Raw genomic sequence first — 17,017 nt, 5'->3', positions numbered from 1 at the left:
GATTGAAGTTAATGATAACTACGAAGGAGGTTACGTCTAGTGATTTATAACGGCTTTATGAATATGATTGAACAAAATGATTATAAAACACTTTATTCATACTTTACTAAAGAAATGAAGAAACAGATTTCTAAGAAAGCATTAAAAAAGTTGATGCAAGACTACAATAGATTTGCGCATCAACACAAGTGTTATGTAGACATCGGGACTGAAAAGTATGGTGAGAATGTATGGTTAGATGCTTTTGAAAACTATGGTATTTCAATCCATGTCACTCATGGCCAAATATCTTCACTTTTATTTAAACCTTTGTATTATTTTAAAGATAAACGAACAACTTTAACTTATCAATTTCCGTTTTATGATGAATGGTTTGTATATTGGGGTGGCGATAACGAACTATTCAATTATCATTATCCTTTAGAAACACAAAGGTATGCATATGATTTTATAAAGATAAATAAAGACTCTGGAATGAGCTACATTGATGATGGCATGCGATGTGAACATTATTATGCTTATGGTACTCAAGTATATGCACCATTAAATGGTGTTGTTGTCGATATTGAGAATAATATAAAAGATAATCGTATAGGACAAACGAATCAAAAACAACCACTTGGCAATTATGTCGTGATAAAGCATTCGACAAATGAATTTAGTTTAATTGGACATTTAAAACAGCATTCGGTCAAAGTGAACATTGGAGATGAAATAACAGATAACGATATGATAGGTCTTTGTGGAAATTCAGGTAATTCGTCAGAGCCTCATGTTCATTTTCAAGTTAGTAATCAACCTAGTTTAATAGAAGGACAATCACTCAAAATTAATTTTAAAAATAATAGGATGCCCGTTAAAGGTGAAACGATTTGTCGATAAAATAGTTTAATAAAATTTATATATTATATTACAATACACAACGTATATTTATTGAATTTTATGTAATTTCCATTTACTTTTTATAAAAATATAAATAGTATGAAGGGAGATTAAAATTTATACATATACGGAGGATTAACATGAATCGATTGTCTAAAACTATCATTTCCGGTATTTCAGTAATAACTATAAGTAGTACATTTTATAGTGAAGAAGTGGATGCGAAGAATGATCATTCAGCAAATCAAAACAAATTAGAAGTTAAGTATAAGAATAAAGCATTTCAGGCATTAAAATTATTACCCAATGATAAAAATGCTAAAAAGCAATTTAAGCACTATAAAACAGTCGACGTCAATACAGATCAATTAGGCTACACGCACTATACACTACAACCAAAGTTTAAAAATGCATATGTTCCTGATAGAGAAGTTAAAATACATACTAATCCTCAAGGTAAGGTTGTACTTATCAATGGCGACACAGGTGGTAGTGAAATAAAACCTAGTAATACTGTCCAAATCCATAAAAAAGAGGCCATCAATAAAGCTTTTGAAGCTATTTCAATGTCTTCAGATAAAGCTAAAAACTTTAAAAATGATGTCATTAAAAAGAATCAAATTCAAATTAGCGGACAACATAACAAATATGTTTATCAGGTAGAAATTGTAACGACGTCTCCTAAAATATCGCATTGGAACATTCAAGTTGATGCTGAAACTGGGGAAGTCATTGATAAGATAAATAATATCCAACATGCGCATACTGAAGGTACGGGAAAAAGCGTATTAAACAAAACGAAAAAAATTAATATTAATAGTAAGGATAAAGGATATGAGTTGAAGGATGTGACGCATAAAGGTAATATTTCAGCTTATGACTATAATGATGAGGATGGCAGTTCGAAACTGATGACAGATAAAGATAAAGAATTTGTAGACAAGTCGCAACATGCTGCTGTTGATGCGAACGATTATGCTAAAGATGTGTATGATTATTATAAAAATAAATTTGGTCGAGAATCATACGATGATAAGGGAAGTCCTATCGATTCATTAACTCATGTGAATCAATTTGAAAATGAAGATAATCGTAACAATGCTGCTTGGATTGGTGACAAAATGATTTATGGAGATGGAGATAATGACAATTATTTACCATTCTCTGGTGCTAAAGATGTGGTAGCACATGAAATTACACATGGTATAACTCAGGAAACAGCCAATTTAGTATACGAAAATCAACCCGGTGCATTGAATGAAAGTTTCTCAGATGTCTTTGCCTATTTTATTGATAGTGATAATTTCTTAATTGGTGAGGATATATATACACCCAACGTTAAAGGTGATGCATTAAGAAGTATGTCTAATCCTGAAAAATATGATCAACCTGCACATATGAAACATTACTCTAAAACACAAGAGGATAATGGTGGTGTACATACCAATTCTGGTATCCCTAATAAAGCTGCCTATTTAACAATCAAACGTATTGGTAAAGATAAAGCTGAACAAATTTATTATAGAACGTTAACACATTATCTATCTTCTAATTCAGATTTCGAAGATGCTAAAAAATCATTACACCAAGCTGCGCTTGATTTATATGATAAATCCACAGCAGATCAAGTTAATCAATCATGGGAAGATGTTGGCGTTTAATCTATCTAGCCTTTCACTGAGATAAGCACAGTGAAAGGCTTGTTTTATGTGGGAACACTTAGGGTTGTCTAACGTTAGACAACGAGCAGGCTAATTTAAAAAGTTAAGAGTGTACGATTTAAATTGACTAATCATATTTTATTTTGGAAAACAATAATTTACATAATTTTAAAATAAAATATATTGTTTTTTTATGTGAATATAGTAATGTTGTATGTATATTGTATATAAGGAGATACAACATTGAAAAAGTATTATTTAATATCGATTTTGTCTTTTATTTTATTTTTGATAGTTAGCATGTTGGCATATCGGATGGATTTAAAGCAAGAGGCACAAGTTTTAGCAGTAGGCGATAATTTAATACACCCTAACATATATAGGGATGCACTTGAATCAGATGGTGATACATACAATTTTAATCCTATGTACCAAAATATAAAAAAAGATATTCAATCTGCAGATATTGCATTCATCAATCAAGAATCTCCAATAGGTGGTGATCATCGTCCTTATCATGGGTTTAAAAGATTTAACACACCTAGTGATATTTCAGATAGTTTAGTGCAAACCGGATTTAATTTTATTAATGGATCTAATAATCATGCATTAGATCAAGGTGATGAAGGACTTAAATATCATATTCAACAATGGAATAAATATAAAAATAAAGTGTTGTTTACAGGTACTTACGATTCGCAAAAGTCTCATGATCAAGTGGCTGTCAAAAAGATAAATGGTATCAATATAGCTATGTTGAGTTATACATTTGGTACGAATGGAATTAAACCTAAACATCAATACGAAATCAACTATTTTGATGACAAACAAATTAAGAAGGATATTCAACAAGCTAAAGAAGTGGCAGATGTCATATTTGTATCGGCACACTGGGGAAATGAAGGATCTCATCAACCTAATCCAATACAACGAAAATATGCAAAGTTATTTGCTGATGAAGGGGTGGATGTAGTATTAGGTACACATCCTCATGTTATACAACCAGTTGAATGGATTAAAGGTAAGGATCATCATCGTACCTTAGTCGCTTATTCCCTAGGAAATTTCTTGAATGGACAAGAAACTGGAAATGAAAGTAATGACCTACTCGGTAGAATAGAATTTAAAATAATGAAAACGCCTAAAGCAGTAAAAATCGAAAACGTTAAATGGCGAAGTATGGTTAATTATTATGAATTAAGTGATGTATATAATAAAAACAGTAAAGAAAACTTTAAAATTTATCCATTAAAGGATATGGATGAACGCTTAATTCGTAAACATGGCCGATATTATGACCCGAATTCTGATATGAGTCAATTACGATTAAAACAAATAACTAAAGAAGTCATTAACGAAACGTTTTTAGATGATGATAGTTTCTAAAATGATTAGAAGTTATATATGTTCTACTAGTATTCCCCAACATAATCATTAAATGTTTCATGAGAAACATCGTAAATGATATTTACCATTTTAAGAATGTATACAATACTGAATGATTTGTATCACTATGATGTCGATAAAACAAGTAAAAAATGCAGGACAGTTATTTTATATAATGCATAAATAAACAATATATTGAATTTATATTTACCATGTTGTAAGATGTTATCAAGGAGTTGATGACATGAGCAAGTTTAACTTTGAAGGTAAATGTTTATTAAAGTCGACCGATTATTCTAAAGATGAATTGAATTACATCATAGATAAGGCACAACAATTAAAAGCAGAAAAGAAAAATAACCAATCACATCAATTATTAACAAATAAAAATATAGCTATTATATTTGAAAAACCATCTACACGTACACGAGCAGCATTTAGTGTTGCAGCACATGATTTAGGTGTTCAAGTAGATTACTTTGGACAGGGAGAAATTCATTTAGGTAAAAAAGAGAGCATCTATGACACGGCGAAAGTTCTAGGAAGTATGTATGATGGTATCGAATTTAGAGGACATGATCATAACGATGTTGAAACACTAGCACAACATGCTAATGTACCTGTTTGGAATGGTTTAACTAATGAATGGCACCCTACACAAATGTTAGCGGACTTTATGACACTCAAAGAAGAGTGGGGGACGTTAAAAGGTAAGACTTTAACATATATTGGAGACGCTCGAAATAATGTAGCGAATGACTTATTAGTTACAGGGGCGTTATTAGGCGTCAATATGAATATTGTGGCACCAGAATCTCGCTTGCCGGAATCGCATGTGGTAGCGATGGCTAAAGACTATGCGGAACAAACAGGCGCAACGATTCAAATCAGTAGTGATATTGAAAAGACTGTTTATCAAACGGATGCTATTTATACAGATGTTTGGTTTTCAATGGGAGAACCGACAGATGTTATAGAAGAAAGAGTTAAGGCATTACAACCTTATCAAATCAATATGTCATTAATTCAAAAGATACAAAATCCTGATGTGAAAGTACTGCATTGTTTACCAGCTTTCCATAATACACAAACGCAAGTAGGCAAAGATGTCTACGAAAAATATGGATTATCAGAAATGGAGATCACAGATGAGGTCTTTCATAGTCCTTATTCTATTGTTTTTAAACAAGCAGAAAATCGTTTACATTCTATTAAAGCCATAATGGCATTAACTTTAGGTGGCATAAAATAAGAGATTACAAATGAGGTGTTATGCATGATTATAGAAGTCTCTAAAGCATTAAAGTCATTTCTTTATGAAAACTATGAAATAGAAATAGGCGAAATAGCGAGTAAGCAAATTATTGATCATATCTATCCTATGATAGAAAATGAAATACACGAAGATATGAAGGCAGAGATTCAAAACCAAACGATTAATGATGTTATAGCAAAGTTAGAATCTGAAAAGATAATTAATCATAGATAAATGAAGAGGTCGAGACAAAAGTGTTTAGGATTTGAGCAGAACCGAACGATACACAAAATTGTTTTCCAATTTTAGTCTAATCGTGAGAGTCACATGCCCAGCTTGCATTGCCGGGAGGTTTTCAAAATGAAAACCTCTCTGCTGGGACCAGAAGAAGATGATCCTGTTTTGGGACGTTGTTAATCGGTTTCCCAGAGTACTAAAACTTTATGTCTCAACCTCTTTTTATGATTTATTATTTATTTTGTGAAGCAAATGCTTTAGCGATATCACTTAATTTAGCTGGTGCATCTTCAATTGCCATTTTTACTTCAACAAAGTGCATGCAATCACTATGTGCATTGATCTTTTCAAATGTTTCTTTAAGTTCATGTGATGTATTAACATCATGGACGACTACATTATCTCCGCCAAATACTGCAGGGAGCGCTTTGTAATCCCACATATGAATATCATTATACGGTTCTTTCATACCATGAATTAAACGTTCCACTGTATAACCATCGTTGTTAACTACAAATATAATCGGTTTCAATTGTTGTCTAATCATTGTTGATAACGATTGAACTGTCAGTTGTAGTGAACCGTCTCCGATAAGTAAGACATTACGTCTATGCGGTGCAGCGATTTGTGTACCTAATGTTGCAGGTAAAGTGTAACCGATAGACCCCCATAATGGCTGACCAATAAAGGTATTATCTTTATATAAAGCTAAATCATAAGCGCCAAAGAATGAAGAACCTTGTTCAGCGATTAAAATATCGTCTAGTTGTAAGAAATCTTGCATCATCTTGAAATACGTTGCTTGAGTTAATGGTTCATGATCAACTTGATAGTCATGTTCTTTTGGTCGTTGATACTTTGGAAATTCTGATTTATTTTTATAAGAAATTGACATTAAACCTTTTATAAGATGAGGTAGTGCAACTTGTTCAGAGATGGTTTCATTCATTTTAAAATAGTTATGATTAATCATAACAACATCATCGATATCAAATTCAAATGAGAAACCAGCTGTCGCTGAGTCAGTTAACTTCGCACCAATATTTAAAATAGCATCACTTTGATTGACATAGTTTTTAACATTTTCTTCAGCGATACTACCATCAAAGATACCAAGATAATGTTCGTTTTCTTCATTAAAAGCTCCTTTACCAAGAGAAAGTTGAGCGACAGGTATATGCGTTTGATTTACAAATTGTTCTAATTCAGAATGAAGACCAAAACTATTAATTTCATGTCCAGTAATAATCACAGGTTGTTTAGCAGAATTTAATTTATCTTCAATCATTTGAATATAGTGAGATACATCTTGATCATCACGTGCTTCAGGTTGGAAAGATTTAGATACGTCGATTTCAGTCATTGCAACATCGATTGGCAAATGTAGATGAACTGGACGACGTTCGTTGATCGCTGCTTGTATAAGTCTAGGAATTTCAGTCGTTGCATTCTCTGGCGTAATATATCCTTGGGCGGTTGTTATAGGTTCAAACATTTTTCTATAATCATCAAATGTACCTTCACCTAAAGAATGATGAACATATTTTCCAGCTGACTCAACAGCACGAGTAGGTGCACCAGTAATCGCAATGACTGGTACACGTTCAGCATAAGAACCGGCAATGCCGTTAACAGCACTTAATTCTCCAACACCAAACGTAGTAACTAATGCACCTAATCCATTAATTCGAGCATAGCCATCAGCGGCGTAGCTAGCATTTAATTCGTTAGTATTACCAATCCACTCTACTTGGTCATGAGAAATAATATCGTCTAAAAAGGCTAAATTGAAATCGCCAGGAACACCGAATATTTTATCTACCCCAGCAGCATTAACTGCATCCATTAAATATTGTCCTACACGTTGTTTCATTATGCATTCCACCTTTGTTTATGTATTTGCATTTTACAATTAAAAGATAACTTTTTGTAAAAAGAAAGTCAATTAACTTGACCTTTTAAAGAAAGTTTAACATGACGAAAAAAGGAAACTTTATTATAATGAACCTTAAATATTAGAAAAGGAAAGAAAGTACATGTCGACAAATAAAAACGATTATGAGCATATGCTATTTTACTTTGCATATAAAACCTTTGTAACGACAGCGGATGACATTATTGAGCAATACGGTATGAGTCGCCAACATCACCGTTTTTTATTTTTTATCAATAAATTACCTGGAATTACAATAAAAGAGTTACTTCAAACATTGGAAATATCAAAGCAAGGTTCTCATGCCACACTGAGAACGCTAAAAGAAAAAGAACTTATCATTGAGCAAACATCAGAAAAAGATAGACGTGTTAAGCAGTTATTTGCTACGGATAAAGGCAATGCGTTAATTAATGAGCTCAATTACGCACAAGATCACTTGTTACAAACGATTCAACAAAAAGTAGGAAACAATTGGTACGATATAATGGAAGTGTTAGCCAACCAAAGAGATGGCTTCAAACATATTGAACATTTAAAAGGACAAGAGTAACTAATACTTTTGCGAGGCCCTTGTTGCATATGATGTAACAGGGGATTTTTATGATATTAAAGAAGTAATGGTGAATGTTAAGTAATGATGTTAAAAATATTAAACTCCTACATAGTATTTTTAAAATTTTTGTTAATAATGTAATAAATAGATGATATATTAAATAAAAATATTGCTATTTCCAATGGATAAGTTAACATAGGATAAAAGTATTTTATTTTAAGGAGTTTATGAATGAAAAGATATGTAACTAAAAAAACTAAACCAATTGTTAAAATAACGTTAGGTTTAATCACTGCGTCAATTAGTTTAGGAACGATAAGTGTCGTGACTCAACAAGCCACTGCCCATGCCTCTACTGTACAAACGACTCACAACCACACGAGCACTCATAATCAAACACGAACACCATCGATAGCACCTCATATATCCCAAACGAAGACACCTGTGAAACATGTCACAACGACAGTTAAGGCTCCAACTACAGTGAAAACGACGAAAGTAGCAACTATTAAGCAACCAACTCAAACAGTGAAAACGGTATCTGTTTCAGCTCCTAAAACAAGTCGAACATCTACAATTAAGACAAGCACGAGTCATACACAAAAACCAACATCTGCTAAGGCACCTACATCTACACACCATAAAAGCAGTACAACAACGACTAAGACATCGACAAACCATACCACAACAACAAAAGCACCTATAACAAAAGCAACGGTATCTAAGACATCAACAACTAAACCAACGAATGCGACACAACATACGACTACAACACCATCAAAATCAACAACATCGACGAAAACATCTACAACGACGCGTCCACCGAGCCAGACATCGAAGACGGTATCCAAGACATCAACTAGTACTGCCAAAGCACCTTCGACATCAACATCACTGCCAAGTACTAAACCATCAACGACGACTGCTTCTTCAACGAAACCAGTAACACCGACAACTTCAACTAAAACCCAAACGAGCGCAAGTTCGAAAGACACTAACCTATCATCAACAGGTGCTCATTCAGATGCTAAACCAATCATACCGGTTGAAAGTGCGCATAAAGATTATTACACTTCAATGACCCAACTTGAACGAGAAACTAAAGAAGGCATAGATTGGAAGAAGGAAACTCGTGACCAGGGCAACCAAGTGCTAATCGTTGCGCCTCATGGAGGTAATATAGAACAAGGTACGTCTGAGTTAACAAAGTTACTTGCACAACAAGGCGGTTATGATTATTTTTCATTTGAAGCCACTAGACCATCTAACAATACACAATTGCATGTGACGTCTACACATTATGATGATCCAACTTTACATCAAATGATTGAAGGACGTGCGGCTACCATTTCTATTCATGGAGCTAAAGGAGACGACCAAATTGTATTCTTAGGCGGCGCTAAGTCTGACCTAAGAGATGCGATTCAATCACAATTGGAAAGTAGAGGCTTTGCTGTACAAGTGCCGCCTGAATATTTAGGCGGATTAAATGAGGATAATTTTATTAATAAAAATGAAAATAGCACTGGTGTGCAATTAGAGTTAACAACTGCATTACGAAAAGCATTATTTATTAATCAAGATATGAGTACAACATCACGAAAAAATGAAAATAATTGGTCCCCATTAATGTATCAATTTGCAGATGCATTGCATATAGCAATATCACAAACAACGGAGACATCAACACATTAAAATCGACGTGTTGTGTGTTATTGAAAAAAAGAATGTCGATGAAGTATATTAAAATTAATTTATGTTTTTTCAACACATTGATAATAAGGTTTTTAAAATTGTTGAAAAAAAGTGTATAATTATGTCATAAGAATTTCAAAGCGATAGTTGAAATGAATAATCGAAGAAGGAGTTTTTATGATGAAAAAATTCGCTATATTATTAACTTTAGTCGGTGCAGGTTACTATGCATTTAAAAAATATCAAAACCATGTAAACCAAGCGCCTAATATTGAATATTAATATGTATCATAAGTAATTAGATGAATACATTAAAATAATCCGGGATGAGTCACGCTCATCTCGGATTATTTAATATCAAAGTTTATTTTACGTCATTAGCAAAGAAATCAAAGATATTTTTTGCACTATCTGTATTTTCTTTATTTCCTTTGAATTGATTAGATCCAGGACCATATGCATACGTATTTACATCTTCACCAGTGTGACCGTAAGTTGTCCAACCTGTATGTGATGCATCATTGATTGGTTTTTGAATTGTATCTTGAAGACGTGTAGTTTGTTCGACAACTTTTGGATCTTTTTCATCCTTGACTGATTTTGTTAATTTCTTCAGCTTTTTAGCTTCTTTTTTAACTTTATCAAGTTGTTCTTTAGGGAAGTCAATACCATAACCATCGTTGATTACTTTTTCAGGGTCTTTACCAGCAGCAATTTCTTTTGTCATATACATGCCAGAATGTTTCATTTGATGGATTGATTGAGGATTCCATTTGTAATCTTTACCTTTACCAATGGTCATACCACCTGTAGAATGATCTGCTGTTGCTACAACAAGTGTATCTTTATGTTGTTTAGCATAGTTAATCGCATTTGAGAAAGCTTTATCAAACCCTTGCATTTCAGACATTACACCCGTAACATCATTTGGATGTGCAGCTTTGTCGATAGACGCACCTTCTACCATTAAGAAGAAACCTTTATCGTTCTTTTCAAGTTTACTTAAAGCGCTGTTTTCCATATCTACTAATAATGGGTTACTTTCTGGTGCATCAATTTGAAGTGGCATATCTTTCTCAGAGAATAAACCTAATACCTGATTGCTAGTCGATTGATTCAGTTCATTTTTATTAGAAACCACATCGTAACCATCTTTTTTGAATTTTTGATCTAAATTTCCATTATCTTTACCAAAATATTTAGAACCGCCACCTAAAATAACATCTACTTTATGTTTGCCGTTAATTTTATCATTATAAAACTGTTTCGCAATTTCATCTTTTTTATCACGAGAATCGACATGTGAGGCATAGGCTGCTGGAGTTGCATCAGTGATTTCTGCTGTAGATACAAGACCCGTAGATTTACCTTTTTCTTTTGCACTTTCTAATACAGTTTTAACATTTTTCTTATTAGCATCGACACCAATGGCACCATTATACGTTTTATGACCTGAACTAAACGCTGTAGCGCCTGCCGCAGAATCTGTAATGTTTTCCTTAGGATCATTAGGATAAGTACGGTTAGTACCCTTTAAATATTTATCAAATGTAGTGGGTTTCATCGATTTAGCTGAAGGATCATTTTGATAATAACGATAAGCAGTATTGAAAGAAGGACCCATTCCATCGCCAACTAAAAAAATGACATTTTTAGGGTTTTTAGTATTACCGAAAGCAATAGCATCATCATTACTTGGTTTTTTATTGTCCTCTGTATTTGTCCCAGAAGCTAAAGATACATTCGTACTGCTTAATAATGTTGCAGCAATGATACTACCTGACAATAAGTATTTAGTATATTGATTAAATAATTTCATTTAAAATGGCCCCCTAATATATGTATAAATGCATTACAATTTAAGTATAAGCAAGGCATTTTGATTAGATGTGTGGTTCTTGTAAATAGATTGTAAACATGGGTGAAAGAGGATTTTATTAATGGATGACTCTTAACAAATGTACTTTTAATAATAAACATGTAAAATAGATATTAAATAGAATATAGCAAGAGAGAAATTGGAAGCCATTTTGCCACCATGGAAACTCATGCTTAAAATAAACGAGGTGAAAAAAATGATATTTGTTATGTTATCTCCATTATTCATCATAGGTTTTATTGCATTAAGTATTTATGAAGAAAAAAGAAGAAAGAAAAATGAAGCTGCTAAAAAGGCATCAAATGACACTCAAACTGATGAAAATCAAGTCGAACATCAAGATAAATCAATGTAACGCAACGAAAGGTGTATCTCAATGAAGATTTTGATAGTAGAAGATGACTTAGTCATTGCAGAAAGTTTAGCAAGTGAACTTAAGAAATGGAACTATGACGTTAAGATGGCAAAACAGTTTTCGCATGTTTTAGATGATTTCAAAGACTATCTACCTGACCTAGTACTACTAGATATTAATTTACCAACTTTAAATGGCTTCCATTGGTGCCAAGAAATGAGAAAAATCTCAAACGTACCTATTATATTTATTAGTTCAAGGACAGATAATATGGATCAAATAATGGCGATACAAATGGGTGGCGATGATTTTATTGAGAAACCATTTAATTTATCGTTAACAGTTGCTAAAGTACAAGCTTTATTACGACGAACTTATGATTTAGCTGTATCTAATAATGAATTAAATGTTAAGGGATGTAAACTTATCGTTGATGAGGCTAAGTTAATGTTTCAAGATGATGTGACACAACTGTCTTTAACAGAACTTCAAATCGTTAAACTGTTGTTTCAAAATGAAGGTAAATTTGTAAATCGAACAGCTTTAATTGAAAAATGTTGGGAATCAGAGAATTATATTGATGATAATACTTTGGCTGTAAATATGACACGATTGCGAAAAAAATTAAGTCAAATTGGCTTAACAGATTTTATTGAAACGAAGAAAAATGTGGGATATAGGGTGTAAATAAGATGTTACTAACGTTTATTAAATCAATTAAAAATGAAATAGCGATTGTTACGTTTATATCCTTACTGTTTGTACTCATTTTCTTTGTGTTTTCACTCCCCCAAAGTGCGCTAATGCTTGGTGTAGCAATTATTTTATTTATTATGTGCATTTATTGGTGGATCAGTTATTTAGGTTTTCAAAAACAAGAAAAACTTAAAGAAAAAGTAGTATCACTCGAAGAAGAACTATTTGAAATGAAAAACAAACAAATTGAATATCGTAAAGATGTTGAAAGTTATTTCTTAACATGGGTACATCAAATCAAAACGCCAATCACTGCATCGCAACTATTGCTAGAACGTAATGAACCTAATGTTGCCAATCAAGTGAGACAAGAAATTGTACAAATTGATAACTATACTCGTTTAGCACTAAGTTACTTAAAATTACTTAATGAAGCCTCGGATATGACAATCACAGAGGTGAACATAGATGATTTAATTAAACCTTTAATTATGAAATATCGAATTCACTTTATTGAACAACATACTAAAATTCATTATCAATCTAATGATGATAGTATCTTAACAGATGCACAATGGACTTCAATATTGATAGAACAGATACTGAATAACGCATTAAAATATGCACGTGGAAAAGATATTTGGATTGACTTTGACTCAACGTCTCAACAATTATCTATTAAAGATAACGGGATTGGTATTAGTCAAGCAGACTTGCCGAAAATCTTTGACAAAGGATATTCTGGTTACAATGGTAGCCTTAATGAATCCTCAAGCGGCATTGGATTGTTTATCGTTAAACATATTGCGCAACATCTGAATTTAAATGTTGAAGTAACATCAGACTTGAATAAAGGTACACAATTTACAATTAGCTTTCCAACGCAAAGCTAACTTTCAAAATTGTAAGATGGCCAACAAGATTTGTAAGAAATTATAAATGTTGTTGGTCCTTTTTTAATATAAAATAGAGTTGGTATTAGAAAGGAGCGTCCATATGTTACTAGAAGTCAAACATGTCAAAAAGGTATTTGGAAAGGGTTTAAATAGAACTGAAGCATTAAGTGATATGAATTTATTAGTTGATACTGGTGAGTTTGTAGCCATTATGGGTGAATCAGGATCTGGTAAATCTACATTATTACAATTGATTGCTACATTTGATCAATTAACGGAAGGTACCATTCAATTGAATGGTCAATCCCTAGCGTCATTGAAAAAAAGAGATATTGCTCAGTTTCGACGAGAACAACTAGGATTTGTCTTTCAAGAATTTAATATTTTAGAATCAATGACAAATAAAGATAATATTTTAATGCCACTTGTCTTAAGTAATCAATTTGTTCATACGATGCAAGAACGTCTAGACAAAGTGAGTCGACAACTTAATATTAGTGACATCTTAAATCAATTTCCAAATCAAATTTCTGGTGGACAAAAACAACGCGTTGCTATAGCACGTGCGCTTATTACGCACCCTCAACTATTATTAGCAGACGAACCAACGGGGGCGCTTGATTCAAAAAGTTCGAAACAGTTAATGCAATTATTTCAACACCTCAATCAACAACAACAAACGATTTTAATGGTTACGCACTCTACTATTGATGCTTCGTATGCTAATCGTGTTGTTTTTATTAAAGATGGTCGTTTATATCATGAGATATACCGTGGAGAAGAGAGCCAGATAGTATATCAAAAGCGTATTGCTGATAGTTTAGCAATCATAAATGGAAGGGAGTAGTTAACGTGCCCCTAACAATGATTTGGACAATTGTTAAACGCCATTTTGTAACGCAACGGCATATCATCATACCATTTATTTTGTCTTCAAGTACGATATTTGCGATTGAATACATACTATTATCATTAACCACTAATACATATATTCAACAACATCATCAATTACTAGGTGTTTTTGCAATAATTGGAAATGTATTTATGTCATTATTAGCTATCATTTTTATCATTTATGCTAATCAATTTGTCTTAAAACAACAACAAAAGACCTATTCACTTTATATTATTTTAGGTATGGAAAAACGTCATCTTAGCATCATAATATTAATAGAATCCATAGTAAAATATTGTATTATCGCATTATTGAGTATCGTTGGAGGATATTTATTCGGTGCACTATTATTTATGTTTATTCGTAAAGTAACGACAGGACGGGAAGGTTACCTAAGTGCCTATCCATTTGATTTTAAAGCCATGTGGATAACATTGCTATTATTATCAATCGTCATGATATTATTATTAATGATTAATGTATTTAAAATCACTATGCAAAATCCTATGCAATTAATGAATAAGAAAGCGTATCGTAATTATCGATTTCAAAAGGTATTCAATTATAGTTTGTTAATTATCGGGATGTTATGTGTTGGTAATGGTTATCGTATAGCTTTACAAAATAATACGCCAGCAGAGTCGATTTTGGCATTATTTGTTGCTATATTCTTTGTATTTATAGGTACATATTTATTATTTATATCATTGAGTGTTTTACTCATTGAAAGGTTACAAAAGTTGTCTAAGTTTTACTATCGACCTAAACGTTTCTTTTTGATATCAGGATTAAGAGCACGTATGAAATCGAATGCAGTAGGGTTAGCAAGTATCGCGATATTATGTACGTTCTTGATTGTTACCTTAGGGATGACCGTCACGACATACAGAAGTATGGGTGAGAATGTTCGCAATATGTGGAAAAATCAATATCTTACCAGTATTGAAGGTGATTTTCATCAGGATAAAAAGGTAGCTCAAAAGGTTAAAGCAGTAACCGAAGATATTAAACAAAATATACATTCAGATACACCGAAAATATATACCCAATCCATGTTTAATGTACTTTTAGACAATCGTTCAGATTATCGACGTTTACTCAAACCAAGTGATTCACCAAACGAGTTCAATATTGATCCTTGGAGTACTAAAAATGTATTTATTACGATTATGACATTGAATGATTATAACCAATTTAATCGTCCGCTACATTTAAAATCAAATGAAATCGGTGTGAACACGAGCATGCAAATGCTAGATTTGAATGACAATTTAGTACTAAGAGGAAAATCCTTTAATATTAAACCTGTTGAAGAAACCAATGTGAATTCTATAAGATTCAGCGAAAACATTAATTTAATTGTTAAAAATGACAAAGAACGTGACCAAATCATCCAATATTATACTAAAAATTCATCCAAAGCTGACGATCAAGTCACACAAACGATGATTGAATTTAATGCGTACGATTTAAAAGGGAAAGACACGCCTGATATTCATAAACTTGAACAAAAACATCATATCAATATTACTAGCTATGAATCATTTATTAAGATGTTTTATAACTTCAATGGCGGTTTAATATTTGTGGGAAGTTTAGTTTCTTTCGTTTTAGTGATTGGTATATTCTTGATCATTTACTATAAGCAAGTATCAGAAGCGCAAGAAGATGTTGATCATTATGTTACGATGGCACATCTAGGACTAGATAATGATGATATCAAACATATATTAGATCAACAGTTAATTTGGTTATTTAGCGTTCCGTTTATTGTGAGTATATTCCATACAGTGGTTGCCTCTAAAATAATATATAATGTACTCGGATTATTTGGAGAAGTTAGCAAAGGTATATTTATAACTAGTTTTATAAGTGTGATAATAATGGTAAGTGTTCTTTACCTCTTGACGTATAAAATGACGTCCTATTTATACTCAAAATATGTAAATCAATTAAAAAAATAAAACTTATAAACTACTGGTATAATAGAAAAAATAAAATTATTATCAATTTAATTTTATAATTTAAGCATACATGGTATTTCAATTGGGTAATGATAAAGAAACAAAGAAAGAGGTGTCATTTAATGAAAAGGACAATTGAACGGATTCTTGCTTGGTTAGGGATCATTACTCAATTATTTATATTATTAGGTTTAGGCATTGGTGCCATGTTTGGTGGTACGAGTGAAGTACAAAAAGAAATTAAAAGACAAGCTAAAGAGCAGGCAGCTTCAAATCCAGCCGTAGACTCATCATCACATATGTCTGAGTTATTACCATCTATTTTTAAAGTTGGACTTATTTATGGTTTAGTTATTTTAGTAATTGCACTAATTGCGACATTATTAATTAAGAAAAAGGCTAAATTAGCAGGTGTTTTACTCATCATTGCTGCTGTACTTTCATTAGTAATGAACTGGATCGCGGCTTTATTCTGGATTATTGCAGGTATTATGTTATTAGTTAGAAAAAATAAAGATAAGCATGATATCAAGGATAAAGACAGCGTCCATAACAAACATTCAAAGGATAAGCATCATGATAAAGCAGAACATATAAATGATGACAATCGTAAACATCATCACGATGTAGAAGATAGACATGATCGTGATGTAGAAGGAAGAGACGCACGTAACGGATTCGATGCAGATCGTAGAGAAGACGACCGCCACAGAGAAGATCATCATGA

Annotated in this window: 16 protein-coding genes; 14 read left to right on the top strand and 2 right to left on the bottom strand. The window is 32.3% G+C overall.

Annotated elements, in window-relative coordinates:
• Positions 1-39: 39 nt before the first annotated feature.
• From ACZ267_RS02485 to ACZ267_RS02465, 5 genes are all read left to right on the top strand, one after another.
• Positions 40-882 carry a M23 family metallopeptidase gene (locus ACZ267_RS02485; protein WP_078103933.1) on the top strand — a complete coding sequence of 281 codons (843 nt, stop codon included), beginning with the start codon at positions 40-42 and terminating at the stop codon, positions 880-882.
• A 140-nt stretch (positions 883-1,022) separates the two neighbouring features.
• The gene (locus ACZ267_RS02480) at positions 1,023-2,543 is read left to right on the top strand and encodes a M4 family metallopeptidase (protein WP_047211226.1); all 1,521 of its coding nucleotides are present in this window, start codon (positions 1,023-1,025) and stop codon (positions 2,541-2,543) included.
• A gap of 300 nt (positions 2,544-2,843) precedes the next feature.
• Complete coding sequence (locus tag ACZ267_RS02475) at positions 2,844-3,929, top strand: CapA family protein (RefSeq protein WP_058714252.1); 1,086 nt, start codon at positions 2,844-2,846, stop codon at positions 3,927-3,929.
• Between the two features lie 244 nt (positions 3,930-4,173).
• A complete protein-coding gene (gene argF / locus ACZ267_RS02470; RefSeq protein WP_019236105.1) occupies positions 4,174-5,181 on the top strand; it encodes an ornithine carbamoyltransferase in 1,008 nt (335 codons plus the stop codon).
• A gap of 24 nt (positions 5,182-5,205) precedes the next feature.
• The gene (locus ACZ267_RS02465; protein WP_002467362.1) at positions 5,206-5,418 is read left to right on the top strand and encodes a hypothetical protein; all 213 of its coding nucleotides are present in this window, start codon (positions 5,206-5,208) and stop codon (positions 5,416-5,418) included.
• 235 nt (positions 5,419-5,653) lie between these two features.
• On the opposite strand, the gene ACZ267_RS02460 is transcribed toward ACZ267_RS02465, so the two are convergent.
• On the bottom strand, positions 5,654-7,294 hold the full coding sequence (locus tag ACZ267_RS02460) for an alpha-keto acid decarboxylase family protein (RefSeq protein ID WP_047211224.1): 1,641 nt from the start codon (positions 7,292-7,294) through the stop codon (positions 5,654-5,656).
• Positions 7,295-7,457: 163 nt separating this feature from the next.
• On the opposite strand from ACZ267_RS02460, the gene ACZ267_RS02455 reads away from it, so the two are divergent.
• The 3 genes from ACZ267_RS02455 (at position 7,458) to ACZ267_RS02445 (ending at position 9,887) form a co-directional block, all read left to right on the top strand.
• Entirely contained in the window at positions 7,458-7,907 is a 450-nt protein-coding gene (locus ACZ267_RS02455) for a MarR family winged helix-turn-helix transcriptional regulator (protein ID WP_463680284.1), read from the top strand.
• 234 nt (positions 7,908-8,141) lie between these two features.
• Entirely contained in the window at positions 8,142-9,605 is a 1,464-nt protein-coding gene (locus ACZ267_RS02450; RefSeq protein ID WP_058714249.1) for a poly-gamma-glutamate hydrolase family protein, read from the top strand.
• A 180-nt stretch (positions 9,606-9,785) separates the two neighbouring features.
• On the top strand, positions 9,786-9,887 hold the full coding sequence (locus ACZ267_RS02445; protein ID WP_015364644.1) for an SE2200 family small protein: 102 nt from the start codon (positions 9,786-9,788) through the stop codon (positions 9,885-9,887).
• Between the two features lie 82 nt (positions 9,888-9,969).
• Here the strand turns inward: ACZ267_RS02445 and ACZ267_RS02440 are convergent, their stop codons facing one another.
• Positions 9,970-11,424 (bottom strand): alkaline phosphatase, encoded by a 1,455-nt coding sequence (locus tag ACZ267_RS02440; RefSeq protein WP_047211222.1) that lies wholly within the window; start codon positions 11,422-11,424, stop codon positions 9,970-9,972.
• Between the two features lie 256 nt (positions 11,425-11,680).
• On the opposite strand from ACZ267_RS02440, the gene ACZ267_RS02435 reads away from it, so the two are divergent.
• From ACZ267_RS02435 to ACZ267_RS02410, 6 genes are all read left to right on the top strand, one after another.
• On the top strand, positions 11,681-11,839 hold the full coding sequence (locus ACZ267_RS02435) for a hypothetical protein (RefSeq protein ID WP_002467360.1): 159 nt from the start codon (positions 11,681-11,683) through the stop codon (positions 11,837-11,839).
• Between the two features lie 21 nt (positions 11,840-11,860).
• Positions 11,861-12,526, top strand: a complete 666-nt coding sequence (locus ACZ267_RS02430) for a response regulator transcription factor (protein ID WP_047211221.1) — start codon at positions 11,861-11,863, stop codon at positions 12,524-12,526.
• A gap of 5 nt (positions 12,527-12,531) precedes the next feature.
• Positions 12,532-13,428, top strand: a complete 897-nt coding sequence (locus tag ACZ267_RS02425) for a sensor histidine kinase (RefSeq protein WP_047211220.1) — start codon at positions 12,532-12,534, stop codon at positions 13,426-13,428.
• 103 nt (positions 13,429-13,531) lie between these two features.
• A complete protein-coding gene (locus tag ACZ267_RS02420; RefSeq protein WP_047211219.1) occupies positions 13,532-14,278 on the top strand; it encodes an ABC transporter ATP-binding protein in 747 nt (248 codons plus the stop codon).
• A 17-nt stretch (positions 14,279-14,295) separates the two neighbouring features.
• The gene (locus ACZ267_RS02415; RefSeq protein WP_241490039.1) at positions 14,296-16,290 is read left to right on the top strand and encodes an ABC transporter permease; all 1,995 of its coding nucleotides are present in this window, start codon (positions 14,296-14,298) and stop codon (positions 16,288-16,290) included.
• Positions 16,291-16,412: 122 nt separating this feature from the next.
• Positions 16,413-17,017, top strand: a 605-nt coding sequence (locus ACZ267_RS02410; protein ID WP_285314635.1) for a DUF4064 domain-containing protein, incomplete at its 3' end; no start/stop codon positions are given.

The sequence above is a fragment of the Staphylococcus sp. AC872 genome (assembly GCF_979255425.1).
The sequence above is the reverse complement of the archived record's forward strand: the minus strand, read 5'-3'. Positions and strand labels throughout refer to the sequence as shown.

What these genes read in the sequence shown, in the direction of transcription:
- ACZ267_RS02475 (WP_058714252.1), top strand. Translation starts at nt 2,844, where the DNA reads ATGTTGGCATATCGGATGGATTTAAAGCAAGAGGCACAAGTTTTAGCA.
- ACZ267_RS02425 (WP_047211220.1), top strand. Translation starts at nt 12,532, where the DNA reads ATGTTACTAACGTTTATTAAATCAATTAAAAATGAAATAGCGATTGTT.
- ACZ267_RS02430 (WP_047211221.1), top strand. Translation starts at nt 11,861, where the DNA reads ATGAAGATTTTGATAGTAGAAGATGACTTAGTCATTGCAGAAAGTTTA.
- ACZ267_RS02435 (WP_002467360.1), top strand. Translation starts at nt 11,681, where the DNA reads ATGATATTTGTTATGTTATCTCCATTATTCATCATAGGTTTTATTGCA.
- ACZ267_RS02415 (WP_241490039.1), top strand. Translation starts at nt 14,296, where the DNA reads ATGATTTGGACAATTGTTAAACGCCATTTTGTAACGCAACGGCATATC.
- ACZ267_RS02445 (WP_015364644.1), top strand. Translation starts at nt 9,786, where the DNA reads ATGAAAAAATTCGCTATATTATTAACTTTAGTCGGTGCAGGTTACTAT.
- argF (WP_019236105.1), top strand. Translation starts at nt 4,174, where the DNA reads ATGAGCAAGTTTAACTTTGAAGGTAAATGTTTATTAAAGTCGACCGAT.
- ACZ267_RS02465 (WP_002467362.1), top strand. Translation starts at nt 5,206, where the DNA reads ATGATTATAGAAGTCTCTAAAGCATTAAAGTCATTTCTTTATGAAAAC.
- ACZ267_RS02420 (WP_047211219.1), top strand. Translation starts at nt 13,532, where the DNA reads ATGTTACTAGAAGTCAAACATGTCAAAAAGGTATTTGGAAAGGGTTTA.
- ACZ267_RS02480 (WP_047211226.1), top strand. Translation starts at nt 1,023, where the DNA reads ATGAATCGATTGTCTAAAACTATCATTTCCGGTATTTCAGTAATAACT.
- ACZ267_RS02440 (WP_047211222.1), bottom strand. Translation starts at nt 11,424, where the DNA reads ATGAAATTATTTAATCAATATACTAAATACTTATTGTCAGGTAGTATC.
- ACZ267_RS02460 (WP_047211224.1), bottom strand. Translation starts at nt 7,294, where the DNA reads ATGAAACAACGTGTAGGACAATATTTAATGGATGCAGTTAATGCTGCT.
- ACZ267_RS02450 (WP_058714249.1), top strand. Translation starts at nt 8,142, where the DNA reads ATGAAAAGATATGTAACTAAAAAAACTAAACCAATTGTTAAAATAACG.
- ACZ267_RS02455 (WP_463680284.1), top strand. Translation starts at nt 7,458, where the DNA reads ATGTCGACAAATAAAAACGATTATGAGCATATGCTATTTTACTTTGCA.